Below are 20,359 nucleotides of genomic sequence, written 5' to 3'. Positions count from 1 at the left end.
CGCCTTCATCACAGGGGCGACCTCGAAGACGTCAGGGTGGCGCCACGCGAATGGCGTCATCTCGACGAGATCGCTATCCACGCCCAGATCGCCCAACACCGACAGCAGGAGGCCTCATGACTTGGACCCTCGACACGCTGCGCCAGCGCCGGGTGCGTTACGACGACCTGGTGCCCTGCCGCAATGCCTTCATCGATACCCGCTCGCCGGGCTCCGATCGCAAGGAGAACTTCACCATCATCGGCCCCGGGGTAGCAGAGAGCGCCGACCAGCACGTGCATATCTCCGAGCCCCACGGCTTCAACGTCGGCGGCGCCCGCCAGCCCGATGGCTGCCTGAACTCCCAGCACTCCCACGAGGGGGCCGAGGTGTTCGTGGTGCACACCGGGCGCTGGCGGCTGTTCTTCGGCCCGGAGCGGGAGGAGGGTACCTTGGACATCGCCCCGGGCGACGTGGTCAGCGTGCCGACCCAGATGTTCCGCGGCTTCGAGAAGCTCGATGCCGGCACCGGCTTCCTGTGGGTGGTACTGGGCGGTGACGACCCGGGGCGGGTGCGCTGGGCGCCCAGCGTCTTCGACCTGGCCGAGCATCATGGGCTGGTGCTGCTCAAGAGCGGCCGCCTGGTGGATCGCATCGCCGGCGAGACCATCCCCGAGGACGAGGAGATCGAGACCGCCCCCGACGGCGAAGAGATCGCGCGGCTGGTGACGCCTTCGCCGGAGCGCCTCGCCGAATGCATGGTGCGCCACGAGGCCTTGCGCGGCAACGCTGACGCCGTGCTCGCCGCCCCCGGCGTCGAGGAATGCGGCGTCATCGCCCCGGCGGCCAGTGGCGACGGCTTCGGGCCGGGGCCGATCAGCGGCTGGTGGCCCCATGGTTTCCAGCTGCGCGTGCTGCGCATCGCCGAAGGGGCCGTGACCCCGGACTACCACTGCGACGAACCGGAGGTGCTGTTCGTGCAGTCCGGCGGCGTGCGTCTGGTCAGCGAGGCCGGCGAGCTGGCGCTGGGCACCGGCGATACCTTCACCTCGCCCCAGGGCTGGACGCATCGCCTCGAGGCCGATGCCGACGCCGAGGTGGTCGTGGTGCGTGGCGGGGATGCGCCCACCGGCCCGCGTCGCGCTGCCTGAAGGGCAAAGAGGACTACGTATGCATAATGTGACCCGGCGACAGCCGCTGCTGCTGATTCCCGGCACCCTCTGCGACGAGCGGCTATGGGCACCCCAGGTCGAGGCCCTGGAAGGGCGGGCCGATATTCGGGTGCCGCGCCTCGATGCCAGTGACGATCTGGAAGCCCTGGCCCGAGACATCCTCGATCAGGCGCCCTGGCCACGCTTCAGCGTCGCCGGGCTGTCGATGGGCGGTATCCTGGCACTGGCGCTGATGCGCCTGGCGCCGGAGCGCATCGAGCGGCTGGCGCTGCTCGATACCAACCCCTTCGCCGAGGCGCCCGAGCGCCGGGCACAGCGGGCCGACGACATCGCCCAGGCCGAGGCCCTGGGCGTGGCCCGTTATGCCGGCGAGGTGCTGGCGCCGTTGTATCCCGCCGAGGGCGCCGCCGTGGACCCCGAGCACAGTGCTCTGGTGGTGGCCATGGCCGAGCGCGGTGGCCTCGAGACCTTCCGGCGTCAGGCCATCGCCCTGCGCGATCGTCCCGACGGCAGCGCCGCGCTTGCGTCCATTTCCGTGCCGACCCTGGTGCTGTGTGGCGACGGCGACCGGCTGTGCCCGGTATCCCGGCACACTTATCTGGCCGATCATATCCCCGGAGCTGAGCTGGTGATCCTCAAGGGAGTCGGCCATCTGAGTACTCTGCAGGCCCCCGAGGCCGTCAACCAGGCGCTGGCGCACTGGCTCGAGCGCTCATCTACCCCCTAGACCCGGAGAGACCCATGGCCCTGAGCCCGGAACTGCTGAACGAACTGCGGCGCTTCGACACTCCCACGGTGGCCAATGCCCTCGACCTGGTGCGTGGCACTCGCAGTGCCGAGGGCTTCAGTCGGCTGCCGCTGGTGGCCGCCGACCCCGGCGCCGCGCCCCTGGTCGGCTATGCTCGCTGTGCGAAGATCCGCGCCCTGACGCCTCCCGAGGAAGACGCCGCGGTCATCCGCGAGCGGCGCCTCGCCTATTACCGCTATGTCGCCGACAGTCCAGCCGATTCGCTGATGGTGATCGAGGACGAGGATGGTGAGGAAACCGTGGGCGCCTACTGGGGCGAGGTTAACACCTGCCTGCACAAGCGCCTGGGCGTCGATGGCGTGCTCACCAATGGGGTGATTCGTGACCTCGACGACCTGGAACCGGATTTCACCGTTCTGGGCGGCCGAGTCGGCCCCTCTCATGCCTATGTGCGGGTCACTGCCGTCGATGTGCCGGTCAGAGTCTTCGGCCTGGATATCGCCCCCGGCGATCTGATTCATGCCGACAAGCATGGCGCGGTGCGGCTGACCCCGGACGAAGCCCAGGCGCTGCCCGAGGCCATCGCCACGATCATCGGCGCCGAACAGGAATTGCTGGCCAGCGCCAGAGTGCCCGGCTTCGATTTTGATGCCCTGTTGGAGGCCTGGGAGGCCTTCGAGAAGCGTCGCGTTTAGGCCTCTTCCTCGTCCCTGGCCGCGCTCGGTGTCGTCGATACCGGGGGCGGCCGTCGTCTGTTTCCCGATCCCGGAGAATGTCATGACCACCCATCAAGCCAACAAGGCCCTGATTCTCGAGTTCTATCGCGAGCTCGAGGGCGCCGATGCCGAGACGGTCGGCGGCATCGTCGATCGTTATACCTCCGCCGACTACCAATGGCACGGTGTCTATCCCTTCGAGGAGCAGCATGGCGCCGAGGCCGTCACCGATGCCTTCTGGCGGCCTTTCCTCGCCGCCTGGTCGTCGGTTCAGCGGCGCCAGGATGTGTTCTTCGCCGGTACCAACACCCGCGACGGTACCGACTGGGTGGTCAGCATGGGCCACTTCATGGGGCTCAGGGATCGCCCCTGGCTGGGTATCCCGGCGACCCGCAGGATCGGCTTCCTGCGCTATGCGGATTTCCATTGCATCCGTGATGGCAGGATCGTTCGCAGCGGCTTCTTCTGCGACATCATCGACGTGATGCATCAGGCCGGCATCAATCCGCTGCCACCCCAGACCGGCGCTTCCTTCGTCTACCCCGGCCCGCGGACACATGATGGCCTGTTGTTCGAGGCCCAGGACCCGGCGGCGGGGGAGAAGACCCTGGCGCTGGTCAACCGCATGGTCGACGACCTGACCGCCCTCAACCTGAGCGGCGATGACCTGCCGCCACCGGAGCTGCTGGCGCGCAGCTGGCACGATGACATGATCTGGTATGGCCCCGCGGGCATCGGCGCGACCTACACGATTCCCCGTTACCAGGAACAGCACCAGCTACCGTTTCGCACCGGGCTGACCGGCAAGGTCTTCAATGGCCACGTGACGCGCTTCGCCGAGGGTGACTACGCCGGTTTCTTTGGCTGGCCGAACCTGACCAATACGCCTATCGGTGGCTTCCTGGGGCTGCCCGGCAGCGACGTTCGCGCCGACATGCGGGTGGTGGACATCTACCGCCGCGAGGGCGACAAGCTGGCCGAGAACTGGGTGCTGATCGACCTGCCATACTGGTTGAAGCAGCAAGGCCTCGACATCCTCGAGCGCACCGCAGGGCTGGTGGGCACCGACTACTCGTAGGTCACCACCAAAAAGGCCAGCAGTTCCTCCTCGCTGTCGTTCTCGATGGTGTGCTCCTGGTCGGCGTGGTAGTGGGCCGAGTCGCCCACGCCCAGTTGGCATTCGTTGTCGCCGGCGATCACTCGGGCGCTTCCCCGAGTGATCGTCAGTAGTTCCCGGGTGCCCTCGAAGTGGGGGGCGCTATATAGCTGCGCCCGGGGCGCGATGCGTAGCTCGTAGAATTCGACGCTTTTCTCCAGGTGCAGTGGCGAAAGGGTGCGAATCCGGCACTCGCGGTCGTCTCGGAACAGGTGGGTCGCGTCGTCGCCTCGGACCACTTCGATGGTGGAAGCGGTCCAGGGTTGGTCGACCAGGTCGCCGATGCTCAGGCCGAAGGCCTGGGCGATGCGCAGGGTCACCGCCAGGGTGGGGTTGGCTCGCCCGCGCTCGATCTGGCTGAGCATCGAGCGGCTGACGCCGCAGGCCGAGGCCAACTGGTCGAGGGTCAGGCCGCGCTTCTTGCGCAGGGCGATGACGCGATCGCAGAGCAATTGGCCGCCATGCTCCGGCGGCAGGGGGGAAGTCGTTGGCACCTTGGTCTCCTTGGATGTTCAGTATGTTGGATTTTTTTCTTGCATAGAGGAATTTGTCCACTATGCTGGAATTAATTCCTTCATGGTAATCATCCTGTCAGGGATTGCCAGCCGGAGACCTAGTCGAAGAGACATCCACCATAGCGAGGAGGCGTGCATGAAGGCGCTAGTCAAGCGAGAGGCGGCACCGGGGCTTTGGCTCGATGACGTGCCCGAGCCGGACGTCGGCATCAACGATGTCCTGGTCAAGGTCAAGCGAACGGCGATCTGCGGCACAGACCTGCATATCTACAAGTGGGATAGCTGGGCCCAGCAAACCATTCCGGTACCGATGGTGGTGGGCCACGAGTTCGTCGGCGAGATCGTCGAGGTAGGCTCCAACGTCAATGATTTCCACCCCGGGCAGATCGTTTCCGGAGAGGGGCACGTGGTCTGCGGGCGCTGCCGCAACTGCCTGGCCGGGCGGCGCCACCTGTGTGCCCATACCCGTGGCATCGGCGTCAATCGCCCCGGGGCCTTCGCCGAGTACGTGGCGTTGCCGATGTCCAATGTCTGGGAGCATCGCCCCGGCATCGATCTGGACGTGGCAGCGCTGTTCGATCCCCTGGGCAACGCCGTGCATACCGCCTTGCAGTACGACCTGCTCGGCGAGGACGTGTTGATCACCGGGGCCGGGCCGATCGGCGCCATGGCCGCCGCGGTCTGCCGCCACGCCGGGGCGCGACATGTGGTGATTACCGACGTTAATCCCCAGCGGCTAGCGCTGGCCAAGACGTTGGGAGCCACCCGCACCGTCAATGTCGCCGAGGAGAGCCTGGTCGACGTCCAGCGCTCGCTGGGCATGTCCGAGGGCTTCGATGTGGGTCTCGAGATGTCCGGTAATCCGTCGGCCTTCCAGGACATGCTCGCCAACATGTGTCATGGCGGCAAGATCGCGATGCTCGGCATTCCCGGCGAGGAGCTGGCCATCGACTGGAACACCGTGATCTTCAACATGCTGACCATCAAGGGCATCTACGGCCGGGAGATGTACGAGACCTGGTACAAGATGTCCGTGATGATCGACTCCGGCCTGGATATCTCGCCGGTGATCACCCATCGCTTGCACTACAGCGAGTTTCAGCAGGGCTTCGATGCCATGCTGGCGGGAGAGGCCAGCAAGGTGATTCTTAACTGGGAGTGAGAACGCATGGAAGCGATGGTCACCGGGGATAAGGCGCAGCGGGGTGTTATTGCTATGAATGGCAAACGTAGCCCAGGGATGGGGTTACAGCGCCTCGCGAAGGCTTGTCGCCGGTACAGCGCATCGCATTAGGATCTTCGACACTCGATGAGCCATCTAGTAGAAGGGATACGACACCATGTACGGCGACTTTCAACAACATCTTCGCGACGAACTGGCGGCCATCGACGCGGCCGGGCTGACCAAGCGCGAGCGCGAGCTGGCGACCCCCCAGGGCGCCCATGTGGGCGTGGCGAACGACGGCGAGGTGTTGAACCTATGCGCCAACAACTACCTGGGGCTCGCCCAGCATCCCGAGGTCAAGGCGGCCGCCATGGAGGGCCTGAACGAGTGGGGCTACGGGCTGGCCTCGGTGCGCTTCATCTGCGGCACCCAATCCCTGCACAAGACCCTGGAAGCGAAGCTCAGCGAGTTCCTCGGCACCGAGGACACCATCCTCTATCCTTCCTGCTTCGACGCCAACGGCGGGCTGTTCGAGACCCTGCTGGGCCCCGAGGACGCGGTGATCTCCGATGAGCTCAATCATGCCAGCATCATCGACGGGGTGAGGCTGTGCAAGGCCAAGCGCTACCGTTACCGCAACAGCGATATGGCCGATCTTGAGGCTCAACTGCAGGCCGCCGATGCGGCGGGGGCGCGCTTCAAGCTGATCACCACCGACGGCGTGTTCTCCATGGACGGCTATATCGCCCGGCTCGACGAGATCTGCGCTCTGGCCGAGCGCTATGGGGCCCTGGTCCACGTCGACGACTGCCATGCCACCGGCTTCCTGGGCGAGGGCGGTCGCGGCAGCCATGAGTACCGCGACTGCCTGGGTCGGATCGATATCCTCACCGGCACCCTGGGCAAGGCCCTGGGCGGCGCCAGTGGTGGCTACACCAGTGCTCGAGGTGAGATCGTCGAGTTGCTGCGCCAGCGCTCGCGGCCGTACCTGTTCTCCAACACCGTGGCGCCGCCGGTGGTCGCAGGTGCCCTCAAGGCCCTGGAACTGGCGGCGGAATCTCGCGAGCTGCGCGACCGGCTGCGCGATAACACGGCCTACTTCCGCCGCGGACTCGAGGAGCTGGGCTTCGAGCTGCTACCCGGCGAGCACCCCATCGTGCCGGTGATGCTTCATGACGCTGCCCTGGCGGCGCGTTTCGCCGAGGAAATGCTCAAGGAGGGCGTCTATGTGATCGCCTTCTCCTATCCGGTGGTGCCCAAGGGCAAGGCACGCATTCGTACCCAGGTATCGGCGGCCCTGAGCCGCGAGGACCTGGAGGGGGCTTTGGCGGCCTTTGGAAGGGTCAAGACGCGGCTGGGGATCGGTTAGGGAGCGGCCATCATCTCGAGAAATCCAGAGTCTTGGCCTAGAGTCTTGTGTCGCCGCTCGGTGACAAGGTAGCCGCCAATATCGGCGGCTTCCTTACCATGCATTCGGAGAACTCGAGTTTCGATCTCTACCATCCGGGGGCCACGGTCAATATTCCCTGCGGTGACAGCATCAACGGCCACGGCGATATCGATCGCTTCTGCCTCGGCTACCTGGCGTCCTTCCCCGATGTCGACTTCCGGGTCGAGCATCTGATCATCAATCGCGACCCCGGTCAGCCGGTGCGCCTCGCCATGCGCTGGACAATGCGTGCCACCCACGGCGGCTGGGGCCACTTCGGCGCGCCGACCGGGGCGCCGGGCTACATCATGGGGCTGTCTCACGCTCACATGGTCGATGGCCGGGTCACCCAGGAATGGATCACCGTCGACGAGGTGGCGGTCTGGAAGCAGCTGCTGGCTCACGAGGTGGCCCGGGACGCCTGAGAGCCGGTCGCCGGTGTCAGCGCAACAGGGTCTGCCGCACCTGGCGTCGGTAGTCGCTGGGGCTCTCGCCGGTCAGCCGCTTGAAGCGCTTGCTGAAGTGGAAGGGGTCGCAGAATCCCAGGCCGTCGGCGATCTCGGCGACGGCCTGATCGCTGTGGACCAGCAACGACATGGCCCTGCGCAGGCGCTGCTGGTCGAGGTACTGCTTCGGACTCTGGCCCAGGGTCGCCTTGAACAGCTCGGTGAAGCGGTTGCGGGACAGCGCGCAGCGGGCGGCGAGCTCCTCGACCGTAGGCGCCCGATCGACATGCCCGTCGATCAGCGCCAGGGCGGCCTCGAGCCGTTTGAGGGCGGCGAGATGATGCCGGCGTTCCGGGCGTTCCCGGGACACGGCAAGCACCTGTGCAAGGAAGTCGTAGGCGGCGGCCTGGCGGGCCGCGGCCCCCTGCAGGGCATCGGTGTGCTGATTCGCCAGAAGGGCGGTCAGTGCCGCGGTGGCCCGGGCCACGCCGGCCGCCTCGTCGGCGATGACGGTCGGCACCGCATGGCCGGAAAACACATCGACGGCGTGATGCAGGCTGAAGTCGATATGCAGGCCGTCGGTGACCGTGCCTGCCTCGAACGACAGGGCGTGACGCGTCCCAGCGGGCACCAGTAGTACCTCCCCCGGCGTCGCGCTGACGCCGCCTCCCTCGGCCCATTCACAGTGATAGGCGCCCTCCACCACATGCAGGACCACCCAGTAGGGAAGCACCCGCCAACCGGTGTTGACGCAGTGATCGCTGCGATGGGTCGACCAGTCGATGCGACAGCGCAGGGCGTCGGTCAGGTCCGAAAGGGGCGCCGGGAAGCAGGACATGGTGGGGGCTCTCCTGTCGCGGGCGGATAGCGGCGAGGCGTCGCGGGATGGAGCATATACCCTAGAATATCAGCCAGGAGGTGCAAAAACACATGCAAAGAGGGCGGCGGGACATGGTGGGCAGGGGAGGGGGGAGCTAAGTTGTCCGGGTTGCTTCGCACTTTATCGATTCATGACCCAAAGGTGTTTCCATGCCCGGCGCACGCCCTCAACAGGCCGCCCTGACGCGGCACAATGACCTCTCCAAAACCGACGAGACCCTAGCCACCATCGATGCCATGGTCGATGGCCTCAACGACCACGACATCGACAACATGGGGCGTTTCTTCAGCGATGCCTTCCGCTGGATGGGCAATGCCGGTTGCGGCTTCAAGCAAGGGCTGGAGGAGTTCCAGTCTCATTGGCAGCGGCCCTTCCAGGCGGCCTTTTCCGACAAGGTGTGCATCGACGAGGCTCGCCTGGCCCAGGGCGAATGGTGTGCCGCCTTCGGCCGCCAGGAGGCCGTGCACAGCGGTGAGTTCATGGGCATCGCCCCCACCGGCAAGAGAGTGGTGATCCGCTACATGGATTTCTGGAAGGTGGTGGACGGCAAGATCGTCGATAACTGGGTCATGGTCGACTTTCCGTCGGTCATGCAGCAGCTCGGCGTCGATCCCTTCGGTGGGCACGGCTGGGAGGCGATGGACAGTGCCGCTCGGCCCGAGCGATACGGCGATGCGCTTCCCTGAAGCTGTCGACGTCTGGGGCCAGGTATTGCCCGGCTCGCCGGCCGAGTGGTACCTGGCCCGGTCTTCCCCCTGGGGAATGACAGCCCTGTCGCTTCGCAAGCAGGTAAGGCCCCTGTCTCACGACGGCCTCCGGCTCATGTCATCGGGCCCGCCCCATCGGCGGAGCAGGCCGGGCCGCTAGCGTCTCCACCATGGCGACATGGCCGACTGGAGGTCATGCCACAGGCCGTCGGCAGCCCCCTCCCATGAAGGGGCGCATCGCGACAAGCGACGACATCCACGCCCCGCTCGTCCCGCCTTCCGCCCGCCGGGAGGCGGGTTTTCCTGCCCGATTGCGTCTCTGGCCCTTGCCGCCGGGGCCCTGACCCTAGAAAATTCCCCTTTGCCACCATCTGACGCCAATGCGAGCCCCGGGGAGGAGCGACCTCCACTCTGGCGGCCTCTGCGCGTCATGAGCTCGGGCGAGCCGACGCGAACAGCGGGCGCGGCCGACGCAGCGAAGAGACGAGTCCATGAGCGAGACCATGACGGCGGATATCGCCGACCGGCCGGGCAGCGATCCGGCCGCCGAGAATTCCGCCCGAAGCGAGACGCGCCGCCAGGCGTCGTCGATCGAGATGCAGGGCCTGCACAAGCGCTTCGGGCATGACACCGTGGCCCTGGACGGGGTTGATCTGACCATCCGGGCCGGCGAGTTCTTCACCCTGTTGGGGCCCTCCGGCTGTGGCAAGACGACCCTGCTGCGGATCCTCGCCGGCCTGGAGGCGCCCGATGCCGGCGCGCTGGCGGTAGGGGGGCGCGACATCACCGAGGTGCCGCCTCACCGGCGCAGCGTCAACACGGTCTTCCAGTCCTATGCGCTGTTTCCGCATCTCTCGGTGCGCGACAACCTGGCCTTCGGGCTCAAGATGCGCGGCCTGCCGGCCGCCGAGCGCAACGCCCGGGTCGACGAGATCGCCGGCTTCATCCAGCTCGGCGACCTGGTCGAGCGCCGCGTCGACCAGCTTTCCGGCGGCCAGCGCCAGCGCATCGCCCTGGCTAGGGCGCTGGTCTGCGAGCCCGACGTGCTGCTGCTCGACGAGCCGCTCTCGGCCCTGGACGCCGGCCTGCGCGGCCAGCTGCAGGTGGAGCTGCTGCGCGTCCAGCAGCGTCTCGGCATGACCTTCGTGTTCGTTACCCACGATCAGGACGAGGCCATGGTCATGTCCGATCGTATCGCCGTGCTGAACGGCGGCAGCATCCAGCAGGTCGGCGCGCCGCGGGAGGTCTACGAACGCCCGGTCAACGGCTTCGTGGCACGCTTCATGGGCCACGACAATCTCTTTGCGATCCGCGCCCGCGACGGCCGGCGGCTGACCACGGCGCTCGGCACGCTCGACGCCGAGGACCCCGGCGACGGCGCGCTGCTGCTGATTCGGCCCGAGACCCTGGACCTGCTGCCCGGCGCGGTGGAGGGCCCCAACCATCTGCCGGCGACCGTGGCCGAGCGGCTCTATCGCGGCAGCCACGCGGAGTTCCGGCTGGCGGTCGGCGACACCACCCTTCAGGCCATGGTCAGCAACCGCGGTCGCCACCTGCCCGAGGTGGGCGAGACGGTGACGGTGACGGTGGCGCCGGAAGATCTGGTGACCCTGAGCGAATGAGGCAGCGCATGACCGATACCGGCGTAACGGCTTCCTCCTCACGAAGCCTGGGACGCGAGACCCGCCACCTGCTGTGGACGGTGACCCCGGGGGCGCTGTGGATCCTGCTGTTCCTGGTCCTGCCCAGCGTCTACCTGATGAGCGTAGCCTTCATGAGCAGCGGCCCCTACGGCCTGCCGCAGATGCCGCTGTCGCTGGATGCCTTCGAGCGTCTGGCCGGCTTCGGCTTCCTGGGCTGGAGCCCCGGCAATCTCTATACCCTGCTGCGCTCTCTGTGGCAGACCCTGGTCTCCACCGCGCTGGTGGTGGTGATCGCCTATCCCGTGGCCTACTACATCACCACCTGTCGCGCCAAGTGGCGGCCGCTGCTGCTGCTGGCGGTGGTGGTGCCGTCCTGGACCAATCAGGTGATCCGCTCCTTCGGCTGGATGAACCTGCTGGCGCCGGGCACGCCGCTGTCCGACCTGGCCGCGAGCCTGGGGCTGATCTCGCCGCACATGGGGCTCTATCCCTCCAACTTCGCGGTCACCCTGGGGCTGGTCTACAACTTCCTGCCGTTCATGGTGCTGCCGCTCTACAGTGCCTTCGAGAGGCTCGATGTGGCCCAGGTGGAGGCCGCCCAGGACCTCTACGCCAATCCGCTCAGGACTTTTCGCCACGCGATCTTCCCTCAGACGCTGCCGGGACTGCTGGCGGGCATCGTGCTGGTGGCGATTCCCGCCTTCGGCATGTACGTCGTGTCCGAGCTGCTCGGTGGCGGCAAGGGCATGATGCTCGGCAACCTGGTGGCCAGCCAGTTCGCCGGCGCCGCCAACTGGCCGCTGGGCGCGGCCGGTGCGATCCTGATGCTGCTGGCGACCTTCCTCGGGCTCTTCGTGATGCGCCGCCTCGGCAAGCGGCTGGGCGGCGGCGAGCAGGTGGTGATATGACCAAGCGTACCCTGCACCGCGGCCTGGCCGTCTTCTGGTGGCTGACCCTGGCCTTCCTCTACCTGCCGCTGGCGGTGGTGGTGCTGTTTTCCTTCAACTCGGCCAACAGCTCGGCGCGTTTCGCCGATTTCTCGCTGCGCTGGTATCACCGGCTGATGGGCAATGAGGAGATCCTCTCGGCCTTCGGCAACAGCCTGATGCTGGCGGTGGTCTCGTCGCTGATCGCGCTGGTGGTCGGCGGCGTGCTCGGCTATGGCATGTATCGCCATCGGCGGCGCCGCCTGGGCTGGCTGATCCTGGTGATCTACCTGCCGCTGGTGCTGCCGGACATCGTCTTCGGCATCGCCGAGATGGCCTTCTTCGTGCAGATCAACGAGTGGACCGGCTGGCTGTCGCCGGGGCTCGGCACCATGATCATCGCCCATGTGACCTTCCAGATTCCGTTCGTGGCGCTGATCGTCTATTCGCGCTTCGTGGGGCTGGACCCGGCGCTGTTCGAGGCCGCGCGGGATCTCTATGCGACGCCTCGCCAGCGCTTGGTGCACTTCATGCTGCCGACGCTCAAGCCGGCGCTGATGGCGGCCTTCTTCCTCTCCTTCACGCTGTCGGTGGACGACTTCGTGATCAGCTTCTTCACCGCCGGGCCGGAGAGCGCGACCCTGCCGATCTACATCTGGGGCGCGATCCGCAAGGGCGTGTCGCCGGAGATCAACGCCATCGCCGCGCTGATGATCGCCGCCGTGGCCATCGCCGCTATGCTGAGTCTTGTCTTCAGCCGTCGCCGGTCGCCCTGAACCGGCGGCATCCACCGATCACCTCGACCACCAGAAACGCCAAGGGAACGAACATGACCACCATGACACGCAGCACCCTCGCCATGGCCCTCTCGCTGGGCGGGCTCGCCCTCGCCGGACAGGCCCAGGCGCAGCAAGAGGCGGACAAGCTCTATCTCTTCAACTGGACCCAGTACATGGACCCGGCGATCATCGAGGCCTTCGAGGCCGAGTACGACGTCGATGTGGTGCAGAACTACTTCAACTCGCTGCCGGAGATGTTCGCCAAGCTCAACGCCGGCGGCGCCTCCCAGTACGACATCGTCGTGCCGTCCAACTACTACGTGCCGCGCCTGATCGAGACCGGGCTGGTCCAGCCGCTGGACAAGGCGCGGCTCGACAACCTGGACAACGTTATGGCGCAGTTCCAGGATCCCTCCTACGATCCCGGCGGCCGCTACTCCGTGCCCTACCAGTGGGGCACCACCGGCATCGTCTACAACACCGAGACCTTCCCCGACGCGCCCAGGAGCTGGTCGCTGATGTTCGATCCGGCGGTCAACGGCGAGTACCCGTTCGCCATGATCGGCGACGGTCAGGTCACCATGGGCGGCGCCTGCGCCTACCTGGGCCACGGCTATGACTGTACCGGCCTGGATGCCTGGCGCGAGGCGGCGCGGCTGATGATCGACACCAAGGGGCGCGACACCTTCAGCGGCTTCAGCGACGGCACGCCGGCGCTGCAGCAGCTGTCCCGCGGCGTGATCCAGGCCGGCATGTCCTTCAATGGCGATTACTTCTACCAGAAGGACGAGAACCCGGAGGCCTTCGAGAACCTCGCGTTCATGATTCCGGAGGAGGGCGCCGAGATGTGGGTCGACGCCATGATGATCCCCTCCGAGGCGCCGCATCCCGAGCTGGCGCACCAGTTCATCGACTTCCTGCTCGACGCCGAGGTCGGTGCCCAGCTGTCCAACTACAACTACTACGCGAGCCCCAACGCCGCCGCCGAGCCCTATCTCGACGAGGTGCTGACCCAGCCGCCGATCATGCCGAGCGACGAGGACATGGAGGCCCTGCGCTTCATTCCCACGCTGTCCGGCGAGTCGCTGCAGACCTTCCAGCAGCTGTGGTCCGAGGTGCAGGCGCGCTGATGGCGGCGTGATCGACCGGGGTGTCCGCGTCCGGCGACAGCGGCGCAGCAAGTGTGGAACCGCATCGGATGGGCTGGAGCCGCGATCAATGGCGGCCGATACTGTCGGGCATCGGCGCGGGGCGGGAAGCCTCGCCCGCCATTGCAACCGCTGGAGCAGGTTTCCAGGATTCCGGCGAGAGGCGTGTCGAACGCCCGATAAGAGGTTACGAACATGAGCAAGTCGATCGTGGTGGGCAGCGTTCTGGCGGTACTGGGCCTCGGTGGCATGGCCTTCGGCGCCTGGCAGGTGCAGGAAAGCCGCCAGCCCCAGTTCGCCGATATCACCGGCGTGGAACCCCTGACCCGCACGGTGGAGACCCCGCGTGAGGTGTGCGAGAACGTGGTGGTGCAGCGTCAGGCGCCGACCCGCGACCCGCACAGCGTGGTCGGCACGGCGGCCGGGGCCATCGTCGGCGGACTGCTGGGCAACCAGGTCGGCGGCGGCAGCGGCAAGAAGATCGCCACCGTGGCCGGTGCCATCGGCGGCGGCCTCGCCGGCCGCGAGGTGCAGCAGCGGGTCGAGGCCGGCCAGACCGTCTCCACCACCGAGCAGCGCTGCCACACCGTCACCGATTCCCGCGAGGAAACCACCGGCTACGAGGTCAGCTGGCGCTATGACGGCCAGTCCCACACCAGCCGGCTGGACCAGCGTCCCCAGGGCGAGACGGTGCGCGTCGTGAACGGCGAACCGCAGTGGGGCGAGCCCCGCAGCCAGGGCTGATTCGCCCCCGACGTGCGGCAAGCGCCGGCACCAGGCCAGTAGGCCTAGGCAGGAAACAGAAGGGCCGCCCCATGGGGGCGGCCCTTCTGCATTGTGCCGGCTTCGTGGAGCGGCGCGAGCGTTGTCAGCCCGCCTTGCGGGCCTGGTGCTCGGCCAGCCGTTCCACGGCCTGGCGTGCCACCGGCGCCAGGCCGCCGGCGTCGGGCTCGTCGAGGCAGGCGACGATGCGCTGCTTCATGGCCCGGGCCCAGAACTTCTCCAGATGACTGCAGACGCCTTCCACGGCCTCGGCTTCCTCGCGGCCGCCGCTCAGGTTGGTGGCAATCTGATTGACCATATGCACCAGGGTCTCGCCTTGATCGTGCGACATGCGCTGTTCCTCAACAACCTTGGGCCCGCGCCGACGGAGCGTCGGCGGGGCGATGATAGATCAGGTGGCGACCGGGGCGGGCGAAGCCGACCAGCAGCAGCCCGGCCTGCTCGGCCTGCTCCACCGCCAGCGAGGTGGCCGCCGAGACGGCCACCAGGGCGCCGATGCCGGCGCTGGCGCTCTTGTGCACCATCTCGTAGCTGGCGCGACTCGAGACCAGCGCGAAGCCGCCTTCGCCCGGACCGCCCTCGCGGGTCAGGGCGCCGATCAGCTTGTCGAGGGCGTTGTGGCGTCCCACGTCCTCGCGCGCCAGGCGAATGCGGCCGTCGGCCTCGCACCACGCCGCGGCGTGAGTGGCGCCGGTGGCCGCCTGCAGCGCCTGATGATCGGCCAGGGCCCCGAGGGCCTGCTGGATGGCGTCGTCGCTCAGTGCCGGCGCCCGGACCCTCGGGATCGGGCGAATCGCCTGATCCAGCGCCTCGGTGCCGCACAGGCCGCAGCCGGTGCGGCCGGCCAGGCTGCGACGGCGCTCCTTGAGCTCCGCCAGCCGCTGGCCGGCGATGGTCAGCTGCACCGTCAGCCCGCCGGGCTCCTCGTGCACCTCCAGGTCGTAGCACTCGTGGGGGTGCGCGAGGATGCCCTCGGTGAGGCTGAAGCCCAGCGCGAAGTCCTCGAGGTCGGCGGGGCTGGCCATCATCACCGCATGGGAGATGCCGTTGTAGACCAGCGCCACCGGGACCTCGAGGGCCAGGGCGTCGACGACCACGTCGCCGCCCCGTCCCGACGCACCGCGGTAGATCTCCACGCGCCGGTGCGTCAGGGGAGGGGCGCCGGCGCCGGACGAGGGCGTCCCTCCGCGGCTCATGAGGCGGCGTCCCTGGCCGTGGCCAGGTATTCGCGCTGCCGGCGGTCGGCCTCGTCGAAGCGGCGCTGCCACTGGGACGGCTGGCTGACCTTCTCGACCTGCACCGCGGTCACCTTGTACTCGGGGCAGTTGGTCGCCCAGTCGGAGCTGCTGGTGGTGATCACGTTGGCGCCGCTGCCCGGGTGGTGGAAGGTGGTGTAGACCACTCCCGGCTGCATGCGCTCGCTGAGCCGCGCCCGCAGCACCGTCTGGCCGGCGCGGCTGGTGACGCCCAGCCAGTCGCCGTCCTGGATGCCGCGCACCTCGGCGTCGGACGGGTGCACCTCGATCACGTCCTCGTCGTGCCACACCTGGTTGTCGGTGCGCCGGGTCTGGGCGCCGACGTTGTACTGGGACAGGATCCGCCCGGTGGTCAGCAGCAGCGGGAAGCGGCGGCTGGCGCGCTCCTCGGTGGCCACGTACTCGGTGATCGCGAAGCGGCCGCGGCCGATCGGGAAGTCCACCTCGTGCATGGTCGGGGTGCCGTCGGGATGCTCCTCGTTGCAGGGCCACTGCAGGCTGCCGTGCTCGTCGAGGCGGTCGTAGCTGACCCCGGCGAAGGTCGGCGTGAGTCGCGCGATCTCGTCCATGATCTCGGACGGGTGCGTGTACTCCATCGGATAGCCCAGGGCGCGGGCCAGATCGACGGTGACTTCCCAGTCGGCCTTGCCGGCCAGCGGCGGCATCACCCTGCGCACCCGGTTGATGCGGCGCTCGGCGTTGGTGAAGGTGCCGTCCTTCTCCAGGAAGCTCGAGCCCGGCAGCAGCACGTGGGCGAACTTGGCGGTCTCGTTGAGGAAGATGTCCTGGACGATCAGGCAGTCCAGCGAGCGCAGCGCCGCCTCCACGTGCTGGGTGTCGGGATCCGACTGGGCGATGTCCTCGCCCTGCACGTAGAGCGCCTTGAAGCTGCCCTCGATGGCGGCGTCGAACATGTTGGGGATGCGCAGGCCCGGCTCGTCGTCGAGCTTGACGCCCCAGGCGGCCTCGAAGCGACCGCGGGCGGCGACGTCGGCGACGTGCTGGTAGCCCGGCAGCTCATGGGGGAAGGAGCCCATGTCGCAGGAGCCCTGCACGTTGTTCTGGCCGCGCAGCGGGTTCACGCCCACGCCCTCGCGGCCGATGTTGCCGGTGGCCAGCGCCAGGTTCGCGATGCCCATCACCATGGTCGAGCCCTGGCTGTGCTCGGTGACGCCCAGGCCGTAGTAGATGGCGCCGTTGCCGGCGGTGGCGTAGGTGCGTGCGGCGCGGCGCACGGCCTCGGCGGACACGCCGGTGACCGATTCGGTGGCCTCCGGGGAGTGGCGCGCCTCACCGATGAAGTCGCGCCAGGCGCGATACGCCTCGGTGTCGCAGCGCCTGGCGATGAAGTCGTGGTCCTCCAGGCCCTCGGTGACCACCACGTGGGCCAGGGCGTTGACCAGCGCCACGTTGGTGCCCGGGCGCAGCGGCAGGTGCTGGGCGTCCTCGAGGTGCGGCGTCTTGAGCAGGTCGATGCGGCGCGGGTCGGCGACGATCAGCGAGGCGCCCTGGCGTAGGCGCTTGCGCATCATCGAGCCGAACACCGGGTGGGCGTCGGTGGGGTTGGCGCCGATCACGATGATGGCGTCGGCCGCCATCACCGAGTCGAAGGTCTGGGTGCCGGCGGACTCGCCCAGGGTGGTCTTCAGACCGTAGCCGGTTGGCGAGTGGCAGACTCGGGCGCAGGTATCGGTGTTGTTGTTGCCGAAGGCCGCGCGGATCAGCTTCTGCACCAGGTAGGTCTCCTCGTTGGTGCAGCGCGAGGAGGTGATGCCGCCGATGCTCTCGCGGCCGTGCTCGTCCTGGATCGCCTTGAGGCGCTTGGCGGCGAAGGAGATCGCCTCGTCCCATTCGACCGGGCGCCAGGGCTGGTCGATGGCATCGCGGATCATCGGCGTGGTGATGCGGTCCGGATGGGTCGCATAGCCGAAGGCGAAGCGACCCTTGACGCAGGAGTGGCCGTGATTCGCGTCGCCGCCCTTGTAGGGCACCATGCGCACCAGCTGGTCGCCCTTCATCTGGGCCTCGAAGGAGCAGCCGACGCCGCAGTAGGCGCAGGTGGTGACCACGCTGTGCTCGGGCTGGCCGGCGTCGATGACGCTCTTCTCCATCAGCGTCGAGGTCGGGCAGGCCTGGACACAGGCGCCGCAGGACACGCACTCGGAGTCCATGAAGGCCTCGTCCTGGCCGGCGGCGACGGTCGAATCGAAGCCGCGGCCGTCGATGGTCAGCGCGAAGGTGCCCTGCACCTCCTCGCAGGCCCGCACGCAGCGCGAGCAGACGATGCACTTGCTGGGATCGAAGCTGAAGTAGGGGTTGGAGTGGTCGGTCTCGGCGGCCAGGTGGTTCTCGCCCTCGAAGCCGTAGCGCACCTCGCGCAGGCCCACCGCGCCGGCCATGTCCTGCAGCTCGCAGTCGCCGTTGGCCGGACAGGTCAGGCAGTCCAGCGGGTGATCGGAGATGTAGAGCTCCATGATGTTGCGGCGCAGCCGGGCCAGGCGGTCGTTCTGGGTGGTGACCTTCATGCCCTCGGCCACCGGGGTGGTGCAGGCCGCCGGCGTGCCGCGCCGGCCCTCGACCTGAACGGCGCACAGTCGGCAGGAGCCGAAGGCTTCCAGGCTGTCGGTGGCGCACAGCTTGGGAATGTTGATGTCGGCCAGGGCCGCGGCGCGCAGCACCGAGGTGCCCTCGGGCACGGTGATCTCGACGCCGTCGATCTCGACGCTCACCGGGGCCGCGTCGGCGGCCGGTGCCGGGGTGCCCAGGTCCTTGGCCAGTGTCTTGTCGTGCTGGCTGGGGTCGAAGTGCTGAATCATGAGCGGTCTCCTTCCGGCGCGCGCAGGAAGTCGTCGGGGAAGTGTTTCAGGGCGCTCTGCACCGGGAAGGGCGTCATGCCGCCCATGGCGCACAGCGAACCGTCTTCCATGGTCTCGCAGAGCTCGCCGAGGAGCTCGAGGTTGGCGTCTCGGTCACGGCCTGCCCGGATGCGGTCGATGACCTCCACGCCGCGGGTCGAGCCGATGCGGCAGGGCGTGCACTTGCCGCAGGACTCTTCCTTGCAGAATTCCATCGAGAAGCGGGCCTGCTCGGCCATGTCGACGCTGTCGTCGAACATCACCACGCCACCGTGGCCGACGCCCGCGCCGACCTCGGCGAAGGTCTCGTAGTCCAGCGGCATGTCCCACTGGCTCTCGGGCAGGTAGGCACACAGCGGGCCGCCGACCTGGACCGCGCGCAGCGGACGGCCGCTGGCGGTGCCGCCGCCGAAGTCTTCCATCAGGGTGCGCAGGGTGGTGCCGAAGGAAAGCTCCACCAGGCCGCCGCGCTTGACGTTGCCGGCCAGCTGCAGCGCCAGGGTGCCGCGGGAGCGGCCCATGCCGTGGTTGGCGTAGGCCTGGGCGCCCTCGGCGAGGATGAAGGGCACGGCGGCCAGCGACAGCACGTTGTTGACCACGGTGGGGCGGCCGAACAGGCCCTCGATGGCCGGCAGCGGCGGCTTGAAGCGCACCAGGCCGCGCTTGCCCTCGAGGCTCTCCAGCAGCGAGGTCTCCTCGCCGCAGATGTAGGCGCCGGCGCCCAGGCGCACCTCCAGGTGGAAGGCGCGGCCGCTGCCCCGGAGGTCGTCGCCCAGATAGCCGGCGGCCTCGGCGCGGGCGATGGCGTCATCGAGGATCTGCTTGGCCAGCGGGTACTCGGAGCGCAGGTAGATGTAGCCCTGGGTGGCGTTCACGGCGAGGCCGGCGATGGCCATGCCCTCGATCAGCACGTAGGGGTCGCACTCCATCACCAGTCGGTCGGCGAAGGTGCCGGAATCGCCCTCGTCGGCGTTGCAGACGATGTATTTCTGGTCCGCCGGGGCGTCGAGCACGGTCTGCCACTTGATGCCGGTGGGGAAGGCCGCGCCGCCGCGGCCGCGCAGGCCGGAGGCCTTGACCTCCTCGACGATGTCCTGGGGCTCGAGGGCCAGCGCGGCCTCGAGGCCGCGGAAGCCGTCGTGGGCCCGGTAGTCATCGACCGACAGCGGATCGGTCACGCCGATGCGGGAGAAGGTCAGGCGCTGCTGGCGGGCGAGATAGGGGATCGACTCGGTCGGCCCCTGGGCCAGCGCGTGGCCGTCGCGGCCCTCGAGCAGGCCCTCGTCGAGCAGCGACGGCACGTCGGCGGGCGTCACCGGGCCATAGGCGACGCGGCCGGCGGGGGTCTCGACCTCGACCAGCGGCTCGAGCCAGGCCAGGCCGCGGGAGCCGTTGCGCACCACGGTCAGCGCGAGGCCGCGACGTTCGGCCTCGCGCTCCAGGCGCGTGGCGACGGCGTCGGCGCCCAGCGAGAGGGCGGTGGTATCACGGGGAACGAAGACGCGGACGCTCATCCGAGCACCTCCAGCGGCTGGGTGCGGAGTTCATCGACCAGGGCATCGAAGCGCTCGGGCGTCACGCGGCCGAGGATCTGGTCGTCGACGCGGACCGAGGGGCCGCAGGCGCAGTTGCCCAGGCAGTAGACGGCCTCGAGGGTGATCTCGCGGTCGGCGGTGGTCTGGTGATAGCCGACGCCGAGGGTGGCCTTGGCATGGGCCTCCAGGGGGCGGGCACCGCGGGCCTGACAGGCCTCGGCGCGGCACACCTGAACCACATGGCGGCCCGGCGGCGAGGTGCGGAAATGGTGGTAGAAGCTGATCACCCCGTGCACCTCGGCGCGGGTGAGGCCCAGCGATTCGGCGATGATCGGCACCGCGCCCTCGGGCACATGGTCGAAGCGGTCCTGAAGGGCGTGCAGGATCGGCAGCAGGGCGCCGGGCTTGTGCTTCAGGGCGTCGACCTCGGCCTGGACCGCCTGGGGCGTCCACTCTCGGGAATCGTTCATCGAGTACCCCTGGTTATCATTGTAGCTGGCATTTAAATATGCACGCTGTTT

General features: G+C 68.0%; 20 protein-coding genes. 13 read left to right on the top strand and 7 right to left on the bottom strand.

Going from position 1 to position 20,359, the window contains the following annotated elements; genetic code table 11:
• Nucleotides 1–116: 116 nt before the first annotated feature.
• The 4 genes from UYS_RS0205305 (at nt 117) to UYS_RS0205290 (ending at nt 3,693) form a co-directional block, all read left to right on the top strand.
• Complete coding sequence (locus UYS_RS0205305; protein ID WP_016854468.1) at nt 117–1,130, top strand: cupin domain-containing protein; 1,014 nt, start codon at nt 117–119, stop codon at nt 1,128–1,130.
• Between the two features lie 19 nt (nt 1,131–1,149).
• Nucleotides 1,150–1,878: an alpha/beta fold hydrolase gene (locus UYS_RS0205300; protein WP_016854467.1), complete on the top strand. Its 729-nt coding sequence runs from the start codon at nt 1,150–1,152 to the stop codon at nt 1,876–1,878.
• Nucleotides 1,879–1,892: 14 nt separating this feature from the next.
• Nucleotides 1,893–2,594: an RraA family protein gene (locus UYS_RS0205295; protein WP_016854466.1), complete on the top strand. Its 702-nt coding sequence runs from the start codon at nt 1,893–1,895 to the stop codon at nt 2,592–2,594.
• 82 nt (nt 2,595–2,676) lie between these two features.
• Nucleotides 2,677–3,693: a nuclear transport factor 2 family protein gene (locus UYS_RS0205290; protein ID WP_016854465.1), complete on the top strand. Its 1,017-nt coding sequence runs from the start codon at nt 2,677–2,679 to the stop codon at nt 3,691–3,693.
• Here UYS_RS0205290 and UYS_RS0205285 read toward each other — a convergent pair.
• Nucleotides 3,684–4,265 carry a helix-turn-helix domain-containing protein gene (locus tag UYS_RS0205285; protein WP_026068364.1) on the bottom strand — a complete coding sequence of 194 codons (582 nt, stop codon included), beginning with the start codon at nt 4,263–4,265 and terminating at the stop codon, nt 3,684–3,686. The genes UYS_RS0205290 and UYS_RS0205285 overlap by 10 nt on opposite strands.
• A 157-nt stretch (nt 4,266–4,422) precedes the next feature.
• On the opposite strand from UYS_RS0205285, the gene tdh reads away from it, so the two are divergent.
• From tdh to UYS_RS16950, 3 genes are all read left to right on the top strand, one after another.
• Nucleotides 4,423–5,448: an L-threonine 3-dehydrogenase gene (gene tdh / locus UYS_RS0205280; RefSeq protein WP_016854463.1), complete on the top strand. Its 1,026-nt coding sequence runs from the start codon at nt 4,423–4,425 to the stop codon at nt 5,446–5,448.
• 178 nt (nt 5,449–5,626) lie between these two features.
• Complete coding sequence (kbl, locus tag UYS_RS0205275) at nt 5,627–6,820, top strand: glycine C-acetyltransferase (protein ID WP_016854462.1); 1,194 nt, start codon at nt 5,627–5,629, stop codon at nt 6,818–6,820.
• A gap of 98 nt (nt 6,821–6,918) precedes the next feature.
• Nucleotides 6,919–7,305 (top strand): ester cyclase, encoded by a 387-nt coding sequence (locus UYS_RS16950; protein ID WP_156821544.1) that lies wholly within the window; start codon nt 6,919–6,921, stop codon nt 7,303–7,305.
• Nucleotides 7,306–7,321: 16 nt separating this feature from the next.
• Here UYS_RS16950 and UYS_RS16945 read toward each other — a convergent pair whose 3' ends face one another.
• Nucleotides 7,322–8,164 (bottom strand): AraC family transcriptional regulator, encoded by an 843-nt coding sequence (locus UYS_RS16945; RefSeq protein WP_016854460.1) that lies wholly within the window; start codon nt 8,162–8,164, stop codon nt 7,322–7,324.
• 191 nt (nt 8,165–8,355) lie between these two features.
• Between UYS_RS16945 and UYS_RS0205260 the strand changes: the two genes are divergently transcribed.
• The 6 genes from UYS_RS0205260 (at nt 8,356) to UYS_RS0205230 (ending at nt 14,153) form a co-directional block, all read left to right on the top strand.
• Nucleotides 8,356–8,892, top strand: a complete 537-nt coding sequence (locus tag UYS_RS0205260) for an ester cyclase (RefSeq protein WP_016854459.1) — start codon at nt 8,356–8,358, stop codon at nt 8,890–8,892.
• 512 nt (nt 8,893–9,404) lie between these two features.
• Nucleotides 9,405–10,535 carry an ABC transporter ATP-binding protein gene (locus tag UYS_RS0205255; protein WP_016854458.1) on the top strand — a complete coding sequence of 377 codons (1,131 nt, stop codon included), beginning with the start codon at nt 9,405–9,407 and terminating at the stop codon, nt 10,533–10,535.
• 8 nt (nt 10,536–10,543) lie between these two features.
• On the top strand, nt 10,544–11,464 hold the full coding sequence (locus UYS_RS0205250) for an ABC transporter permease (protein WP_016854457.1): 921 nt from the start codon (nt 10,544–10,546) through the stop codon (nt 11,462–11,464).
• Nucleotides 11,461–12,258 (top strand): ABC transporter permease, encoded by a 798-nt coding sequence (locus tag UYS_RS0205245; protein WP_016854456.1) that lies wholly within the window; start codon nt 11,461–11,463, stop codon nt 12,256–12,258. Before UYS_RS0205250 ends, UYS_RS0205245 begins: the two co-directional genes overlap by 4 nt.
• A 53-nt stretch (nt 12,259–12,311) precedes the next feature.
• Nucleotides 12,312–13,391 carry an ABC transporter substrate-binding protein gene (locus UYS_RS0205235; RefSeq protein ID WP_016854455.1) on the top strand — a complete coding sequence of 360 codons (1,080 nt, stop codon included), beginning with the start codon at nt 12,312–12,314 and terminating at the stop codon, nt 13,389–13,391.
• Between the two features lie 213 nt (nt 13,392–13,604).
• Nucleotides 13,605–14,153 (top strand): glycine zipper 2TM domain-containing protein, encoded by a 549-nt coding sequence (locus tag UYS_RS0205230; protein WP_016854454.1) that lies wholly within the window; start codon nt 13,605–13,607, stop codon nt 14,151–14,153.
• 124 nt (nt 14,154–14,277) lie between these two features.
• Here UYS_RS0205230 and UYS_RS0205225 read toward each other — a convergent pair whose 3' ends face one another.
• From UYS_RS0205225 to UYS_RS0205205, 5 genes are read right to left on the bottom strand one after another with little or no spacing between them, the layout of a single operon-like run.
• The gene (locus tag UYS_RS0205225) at nt 14,278–14,523 is read right to left on the bottom strand and encodes a formate dehydrogenase subunit delta (RefSeq protein WP_016854453.1); all 246 of its coding nucleotides are present in this window, start codon (nt 14,521–14,523) and stop codon (nt 14,278–14,280) included.
• A 10-nt stretch (nt 14,524–14,533) separates the two neighbouring features.
• A complete protein-coding gene (gene fdhD, locus UYS_RS16940; protein WP_051008805.1) occupies nt 14,534–15,388 on the bottom strand; it encodes a formate dehydrogenase accessory sulfurtransferase FdhD in 855 nt (284 codons plus the stop codon).
• Nucleotides 15,385–18,264, bottom strand: coding sequence for a formate dehydrogenase subunit alpha (gene fdhF, locus UYS_RS0205215; RefSeq protein WP_016854451.1), 2,880 nt, complete (start codon nt 18,262–18,264; stop codon nt 15,385–15,387). The genes fdhD and fdhF overlap by 4 nt, the downstream gene beginning before the upstream one ends.
• Complete coding sequence (locus UYS_RS0205210) at nt 18,261–19,817, bottom strand: formate dehydrogenase beta subunit (RefSeq protein ID WP_016854450.1); 1,557 nt, start codon at nt 19,815–19,817, stop codon at nt 18,261–18,263. Before UYS_RS0205210 ends, fdhF begins: the two co-directional genes overlap by 4 nt.
• Complete coding sequence (locus tag UYS_RS0205205) at nt 19,814–20,308, bottom strand: formate dehydrogenase subunit gamma (protein WP_016854449.1); 495 nt, start codon at nt 20,306–20,308, stop codon at nt 19,814–19,816. The genes UYS_RS0205210 and UYS_RS0205205 overlap by 4 nt, the downstream gene beginning before the upstream one ends.
• Nucleotides 20,309–20,359 lie beyond the last annotated feature (51 nt).

Source organism: Halomonas smyrnensis AAD6 (genome assembly GCF_000265245.1).
GTDB lineage: Bacteria > Pseudomonadota > Gammaproteobacteria > Pseudomonadales > Halomonadaceae > Halomonas > Halomonas smyrnensis.
Note: the sequence above shows the minus strand (reverse complement) of the source record. Positions and strands in the feature narration are given on the sequence as shown.